The organism is Pseudomonadota bacterium (genome assembly GCA_030860485.1).
Classification (GTDB): domain Bacteria; phylum Pseudomonadota; class Gammaproteobacteria; order JACCXJ01; family JACCXJ01; genus JACCXJ01.
On the sequence record JALZID010000251.1, the window covers coordinates 1 to 7,253 of the forward strand.

Here is a 7,253-nt window from a genome sequence, read left to right on the forward strand (position 1 = left end):
CCCGCCACCGGCCCGCCGTCGCAACCCCGCTATGAGACGAGGCTGTATGAAACGGCGCTGCGCGCCCTTCCTGGCGCTCGCGCTCGCCGGCTGTGCCACGACCGAGGAGGTGCCGGATCCGAGCTACATCCCCAGCGACAAGGCCGCGATCAATACCCAGCTCGGCGTCGAATACATGAGGACAGGCAATTACGACACCGCCATCGTCAAGCTCAAGAAGGCCCTGGAGGACGATCCCAATTATTCGAGCGCATACAGCATGCTGGGCGAGGTATACCGCCGTACCGGTCAGATGGACAAGGCCGAGGAGTTTTTCCGCAAGGCGGTCGAATTGGACCCCAAGGATTCGGGCGCCTGGAGCAACTACGGCCAGTACCTGTGCCAGGTCGGCCGCGATGCGGAGGCCGACCAGATGTTCGAGAAGGCCCTGGCGAACCCGCTGTATCCGACCCCCGAGATCGCGCTCACTAATCAGGGGGTGTGTGCCGCCCGCCGGGGCGATCTCGGCCGCGCGGAAGAAAAGCTGCGCGCGGCGCTCGATCGCAACCCGAACGTACCGGAAGCGCTCCTCGAGATGGGCGAGGTGAGTTATCGCCAGGGCCAGTATCTCAAGGCCCGCGGCTATCTCGCGCGTTACTCGGAGGTCGCGAAGCACAGCGCGCGTAGTCTCTGGCTCGGCGTGCGCGTGGAGCGCCAACTCGGGGATGCGGATGCGGTGGGGAGCTATTCCGTGGCCCTCAAGGGCCGCTTTCCGGAATCGGAAGAGACCCGCCTGTTGACGGAATCGGAGCGTCGCGGTGGCCATGACGAAGCGGTCGGACAATAAATCTCGGGACAATAGCCCAGGGTCTGGCGGCGCGAGCCCGCCTTCGTCCCTGGGCGCGCGCCTGCGCCAGGCGCGCGAGGCGCGCGGCATCCCCATCGAGGGCATCGCGCAGCGGATCCGGGTGCCGGTGGCGGTATTGCGTGCCATCGAAGAGGATCGCCTGGAGGGCTTGGCGCCGATCTACGTCAGGGGCTATGTGCGGACCTATGCCCGCATCGTGGGGCTGGGCGAGGAGAGCGTGCTCGCCGCACTGCCGAGCGCCGAGACGCCGGTGGTCGTGACCGCCCAAAGCGGCAGAGTGATGCGCCAGAATGTGACGCCCGGCGGTGGGCTCAAGATCGCCACCCTGGCCGTCGTCGTGGTGCTCGTGGGGCTCACGGTCGCATCTTTTTGGAGCCCCGTGGTCGATGATGTCGCTATCGATGCGGGGCTCGATGCGGGCGATGCCGACCCCGGGGCGCCCGCTGTGGGCAGGGCGCCGACTGCGCCCGAAGACCGGGCCGCGCCGGGCGCTGCGACCTCGGGTGGTGTGCCGTATACCTACGAGGTCGTACCCCATCCCGAGACCCCGCCCGCCGGTCCGCTGGCGACGGCGCCCGAGGCGGGCACGGTCGCCGACGGGCGCGCGTCTCCGTCTTCCGCTCCGGCGGCTGTGGAATCGCCGGTCGTGTCGGAGGATGCCCCTCTTGCGGCGGGGCACAAGCTGGTGCTGGAGCTCGACCGTGAGTCGTGGACCGAGGTTCAGGACGCGCGCGGCGCCAAGCTCTATTACGCCCTGGCGGCCGCCGGTCAGGTCATCAACGTCGCCGGCGAGCCACCGTTTCGCGTGGTGCTCGGCAATGCCCCCGATGTCGACGTCTTCTACAACGGCAAGCCGTTCGACTTCACCCCCTGGTCGCACGGCCGGGTGGCGCGCTTCACGGTCGGTGATCCGTCCGCGGCCGACGGGCGTCGCTAAGCCCGTCCCCTGCACCACCCCATTTGGAAGGTCAGATCAAAGCCCTACGCGGCATGAAGGACATCCTGCCCGAGGACAGCGCGCGCTGGCGGTGGATGGAGGAGACCGTGTACTCGGTGCTCTCGGCCTATGGCTATCGCGAGATCCGCCTGCCGATAGTCGAGCACACGGGCCTCTACGCGCGCTCGCTCGGGGCCGACACGGACATCGTCGAGAAGGAGATGTACACCTTCCCGGACCGCAACGGCGACAGCTTGACCCTGCGACCGGAGGGGACCGCCGGCTGTGTGCGGGCCGGGCTCGAGAACGGGCTCCTGTACAACCAGATCCAGAGGCTCTGGTACGCGGGTCCCATGTTTCGCCACGAGCGGCCACAAAAAGGCCGCTATCGGCAGTTCCACCAGATCGGGGCCGAGGCCTTCGGCATGGCCGGACCCGATATCGATGCGGAGATCATCGCCCTGACGGCGCGGCTGTGGCGGGCGCTCGGTATCGGGGCGCTGCGGCTCGAGATCAACTCGCTCGGCAACGCGCCGGCACGGGCCGCATATCGGGAGGCGCTGCGGGACTATTTCGGTCGTTATGAATCGAGCCTGGACGAAGACAGCCGCCGGCGTCTCGACCGCAACCCGCTCCGGATCCTGGACAGCAAGGAGCCCCGCATGGATCCGCTCATCGCCGACGCGCCCCGGCTCGCCGACTACCTGGACCCCGGATCGGCCGAGCATTTCCGGGTGCTTCGGGACCTCTTGGACGGGGCCGGGATCGGCTATGTGATCAATCCGACCTTGGTGCGCGGCCTCGATTACTATAATCGCACGGTGTTCGAATGGATCACCGACCGGCTCGGGGCCCAGGGGACCCTCTGCGCCGGCGGGCGTTACGATGGCCTGGTCGAGTGTTTCGGCGGGGCACCGACCCCGGCGGTCGGTTTCGCCATGGGGCTGGAGCGCATCGTCGCGCTCCTTGAAGCCGGTGGGGAAGGGCGGGAAGGGGTCTGCGACGTCTTTATGATCGCGGTCGGCGAGGAGGCGGTGCGCGCGGCCCTGCCCTTGGGCGAGTCCCTGCGCGACGCGCTGCCCGGCCTCCGGCTCTCGGCCAACTGTGGCGGTGGTGGGTTCAAAGCCCAATTCCGGCGGGCGGACAGAAGTGGGGCGCGGATCGCGGTGATCCTCGGCGCGGACGAGGTGCGGCAGGGCGTCGCGGGTGTGAAGCTCTTGTGCCAGGCGAGCGAGCAAGAGAGCGTGGGGCAGGGAGATCTCGCCGGCCACATCGGGCGGATGCTCGGGGGGCGGGTGCTCGGGCGCTCCCTGAAAGCAGAGGCGTAAATTTTTCTTATCCTCATAGGCGGGACTCGGCATGGATCCCTATTCATCGGACCGAGAACAAGTGGAGGTACTGAAGACCTGGTGGCGGAAGAACGGCATGCCGATCCTCGCCGGGGTGGGTATCGGTCTCGGCGGGCTGTATGCGTGGCGGGCCTGGCAGGCCGAGGCGCATGTGGATGCCGAGCAGGCCTCCAGCCGCTTCGAGCAGCTCGTGACGGCCCTCGCGGAGAACAAGCCTGCCGAGAACAAGACCGGCACCCTGGCCGGGCAGGCGGAGCAGATCCTCGATGAGCACGATGGCACGGTATACGCCTCGTTCGCGACCCTCGCCCTGGCGCGGCTCGCGGTCGAGGCCGGCGATCTAGAGAAGGCCCGGGGACATCTGCAATGGGTGCTGGATCACACCCGACACGCACCGCTCAAGCGCCTCGCCAAGCTGCGTCTCGCGCGCGTTCTCCTGTCCGCGGGTGAGACCGACAAGTCCTGGTCGCTGGTCGAAGAGTTGAAGGACGGTCCCGAGTCCGCCAGCTATCAAGAGCTCAAGGGCGATGTCCTGCGCGCGCAGGGCCGGGTAGCCGAGGCGCGCCGGGCCTACGACGAGGCGTTGAAACTGGCTGGAGGCGCCGGCGAGTCCGGCCCGCCAAGTCAAACCAGTTTGCAGCTCAAACTGGACGCCCTCGGGATCTCCGATCCGGCACCCTGACCCCATGTCTCAACGATGGACAGGGCGTCAACGATGGGCAGGGCGTGAGCGATGGGCAAGGCCCCTCTGGAATTTTCTTTATTCTTTATATCCTATTGGCGTATTGGCCCTCCTGGCGGTCCTGCCGGGTTGCGGGATCCCGGAGTACATGAGCGATCTGCTGGAGGAAGAAGAGCCGGCACAGGTCATCACCCCACTCCAGGAGCTCGAGCCGAGCATCGCGATCCAGGAGCTTTGGAACGACGATGTGGGCGAGGGCACCGACGCACTGTTCTTGAAGCTCGCGCCGGCGGCCGCCGAGGGCACCGTGTACGTGGCCGATCGGGAAGGGACCGTCAGCGCCATCGGCATCGAGAGCGGCGACGCCCTGTGGGAACGCGACACCGACATGCCCATCTCCGGGGGGCCGGGTCTCGGCGAGGGCCTGGTCCTGGTCGGCACCTCGGATGGCGAGGTGCTGGCGCTGTCCCAGGCGGATGGCTCTTTGGTCTGGACCGCCGCGGTGAGCAGTGAGGTGCTCGCGCCGCCCCGGATCGAGGACGGCGTGGCCGTGGTGCGGACCGGGGACGGCAAGGTCTTCGGCATCGATGGCACCGCCGGCACGAGGGTCTGGGTCTACGACAAGCAGGTGCCGGTCTTGACCCTGCGCGGGACCAGCGCGCCGGTCTTGTCCGAGGACCTCGCGATCGTGGGCTTCGACAGCGGGGCGCTCGTGGCCCTGGAGGTCAAGACCGGCAAGCCGGCCTGGGAGGTTGGCGTCGCCCAGCCGCACGGCCGCTCGGACCTCGAACGCATGGTGGACATCGACGCCGAACCGGTCCTCTACGACGACCACCTCTATGTCGCCACCTTCCAGGGCAGAGTCGTGGCGCTCGATCTTCAGGACGGCGATCTGGTATGGGACAAGACCTTATCGTCTTATGCCGGCGTCGGGGTGGACGAGGACAACCTCTACGTGACCGACGACAAGGGTCACGTCTGGTCTCTGGACCGTCTGGCCGGCAGTACCAACTGGGAGCAAGAACAGCTCGCTGGCCGCGCCCTAACCGCCCCGTCAAGCTCGGGTGACTATCTGGTGGTCGGCGACGTGGAGGGCTATCTGCACTGGCTTAGCCGGGAAGACGGCCAGCTGGCCGCGCGCGTGCGGCTCGACGATGAGCGCATGATGGCCGCGCCGCTGGTCGTCGATGATGTGGTGATCGCCTACAGCAGCGGCGGCACCCTGGGCGCCTATCGGGTCGCCCCATGACACCAGTGCTCGCCATCATCGGGCGGCCGAACGTGGGCAAATCGACCCTGTTCAACCAGCTCACACGGAGCCGCGATGCCCTGGTCGCGGATACCCCGGGCATGACCCGCGATCGCATCGTCGGGCACGGGACGTTCGGGGAACGCCGTTATGTCTGCGTCGATACCGGCGGCCTCGGGGATGACCGAGAGCGGCTTGCGGCGCTGGTCAGAGACCAGGCCCTGCGCGCCGCGGCCGAGTCAGATATGGTGCTGTTGGTCGTCGATGGTCGCGCGGGGATCTCGGCTGGGGATCGGGACATCGCGCGCCGTCTGCGGCGCCTCGGGAAACCGGTCCGGATCGCGGTCAACAAGACCGAGGGGCTCGATCCGGAGACCGCCGTCGCGGAATTCTTCGATCTGGGGCTCGGCACCCCGCTTGCCGTCTCCAGCGCCCATCGGGAGGGACTCGTGGCGCTCCTCGAGAGTGCGCTGGGGCACGTCTCTGTCGATCCGGACGAGGCGGATCCGATCCCCGATGCCGGGACGCGCGTCGCCATCGTCGGTCGACCCAATGTGGGCAAGTCCACGCTCGTCAACCGCATGCTCGGGGAAGAGCGCGTGGTGGTCTACGATCGGCCCGGGACCACGCGAGACAGCATCGCGGTGCCGTTCGTGCGCCATGGCCGGCCGTATGTCCTCATCGACACGGCAGGCATGCGGCGCCGCGCCCGGATCCGCGAGACCGTCGAGCACTTCAGCGTCGTCAAGACCCAGCAGGCGATCGATGGCGCCCATGTTGTGGTCGTGGTCCTCGATGCCGGCGAGTCGGTCACCGAGCAGGATGCTGCGTTGCTCGGCATGGTCATCGAGGCGGGGCGAGCGCTCGTGGTCGCGGTGAACAAATGGGATGGGCTGGCCCCCGAGCAGCGCGACCATGTCCACAAGGAGGTGGACCGGCGGCTCACGTTCCTGGATTTCGCCCGGGTCCATTACCTCTCGGCCCTGCACGGCAGTGGCGTCGGTGGGCTCTACGCTTCCATCGATCGGGCCCATGCCTCGGCCTTCGTAGAGGTCCAGACGGGGGCACTGACCCGCATCCTGGAGCGCGCCGTCCGGGACCATCCCCCGCCGCTCGTCGCCGGCCGGCGCATCAAGCTCCGTTACGCGCATCTCGGCGGCCACAACCCGCCGCGCGTCGTGGTGCACGGGCATCGCAGCGCGTGCCTGCCCGAGCCCTACCGGCGTTATCTCGAGCGCGCGCTGCGCGAAGCCCTGGGGATCGAGGGCACCCCGTTGCGCGTCGAGCTCCGCCAGGACGCCAATCCGTATGTCAATAGACCCTCTGGCAATAAACCCTCTGGGAATCGACCGGCCGGCCAGAGGCACCCTGTGAACAAACCGCGGCCGGCGCCGCCGCGAAAACGCATGCCCGACCATGCCGTTTGACCCCTGCGCCGCGCTCACGGCCGAGATCATCGAGCGGGCGCGAGGGATCCGGCTCCTGGTGAGCGATTGCGATGGGGTTTTGACGGACGGTGGCGTCTATTACTCGGGTGTCGGCGAGGTCTCGAAGCGCTTCCATATCCGCGACGGCATGGGTGTGGAGCGCCTCCGCAAGCTCGCAGGGATCGACACGGCCCTCGTCTCCGGCGAGGGATCGCCGGCGCTGAAAAAGCGCGCCGAAAAGCTCTCTATTACCGAATGCCATCTCGGCATCGAGGACAAGGCCGCGGTGTTACAGACCATCGCCGCTGGTCGCGGCCTCCCGCTCCAGGCCCTCGCCTACATCGGAGACGACGTCAACGACCTCGCGGCCATGGCCCTCGCGGGCCTATCCGCCTGTCCCGGCGATGCCTTCGCAGATGTTCGGGAGAACGCCCACATCGTGTGCACCGCCCACGGCGGCTACGGGGCGTTCCGGGAATTCGCGGAGATCATCATCGCGGCCGGGATGCGGCGGGCGGATTGATCCATCGTGCTGCCTCCTGCAGGGCAGTCCGACCCGCTACTGGGGCACTTGCTTGTGCCCCCGCGACTATCCATGTCTCGAACACTCTCCCTTGTCCTGAGCTTGGGGATTAGCTAAGGCATCTAGCATAAATAACTTGAACAATTATCGGGCTGGTGTGGGATGAATACTGTAGTTCCATTCGCCGTGGAATTCGTCTGGCGTGGGCTGGACCGTGGCCAATTCAGCATTGCTGACTT

The 7,253-nt window shown here is 67.4% G+C and carries 7 protein-coding genes; all 7 read left to right on the top strand.

What is annotated here, in order from left to right; all coding sequences use genetic code 11:
• Window positions 1-46: 46 nt before the first annotated feature.
• Window positions 47-826: a type IV pilus biogenesis/stability protein PilW gene (pilW, locus tag M3461_15515; GenBank protein ID MDQ3775648.1), complete on the top strand. Its 780-nt coding sequence runs from the start codon at window positions 47-49 to the stop codon at window positions 824-826.
• Window positions 804-1,784, top strand: a complete 981-nt coding sequence (locus M3461_15520) for a DUF4115 domain-containing protein (GenBank protein ID MDQ3775649.1) — start codon at window positions 804-806, stop codon at window positions 1,782-1,784. Before pilW ends, M3461_15520 begins: the two co-directional genes overlap by 23 nt.
• A gap of 23 nt (window positions 1,785-1,807) precedes the next feature.
• Window positions 1,808-3,112, top strand: a complete 1,305-nt coding sequence (gene hisS, locus M3461_15525) for a histidine--tRNA ligase (protein ID MDQ3775650.1) — start codon at window positions 1,808-1,810, stop codon at window positions 3,110-3,112.
• A gap of 31 nt (window positions 3,113-3,143) precedes the next feature.
• Window positions 3,144-3,815, top strand: a complete 672-nt coding sequence (locus tag M3461_15530; GenBank protein ID MDQ3775651.1) for a tetratricopeptide repeat protein — start codon at window positions 3,144-3,146, stop codon at window positions 3,813-3,815.
• Between the two features lie 103 nt (window positions 3,816-3,918).
• The gene (bamB, locus tag M3461_15535) at window positions 3,919-5,064 is read left to right on the top strand and encodes an outer membrane protein assembly factor BamB (GenBank protein ID MDQ3775652.1); all 1,146 of its coding nucleotides are present in this window, start codon (window positions 3,919-3,921) and stop codon (window positions 5,062-5,064) included.
• A complete protein-coding gene (gene der / locus M3461_15540) occupies window positions 5,061-6,491 on the top strand; it encodes a ribosome biogenesis GTPase Der (GenBank protein ID MDQ3775653.1) in 1,431 nt (476 codons plus the stop codon). The genes bamB and der overlap by 4 nt, the downstream gene beginning before the upstream one ends.
• On the top strand, window positions 6,481-7,014 hold the full coding sequence (locus tag M3461_15545; GenBank protein MDQ3775654.1) for an HAD hydrolase family protein: 534 nt from the start codon (window positions 6,481-6,483) through the stop codon (window positions 7,012-7,014). The genes der and M3461_15545 overlap by 11 nt, the downstream gene beginning before the upstream one ends.
• The last annotated feature ends 239 nt before the right edge of the window (window positions 7,015-7,253 follow it).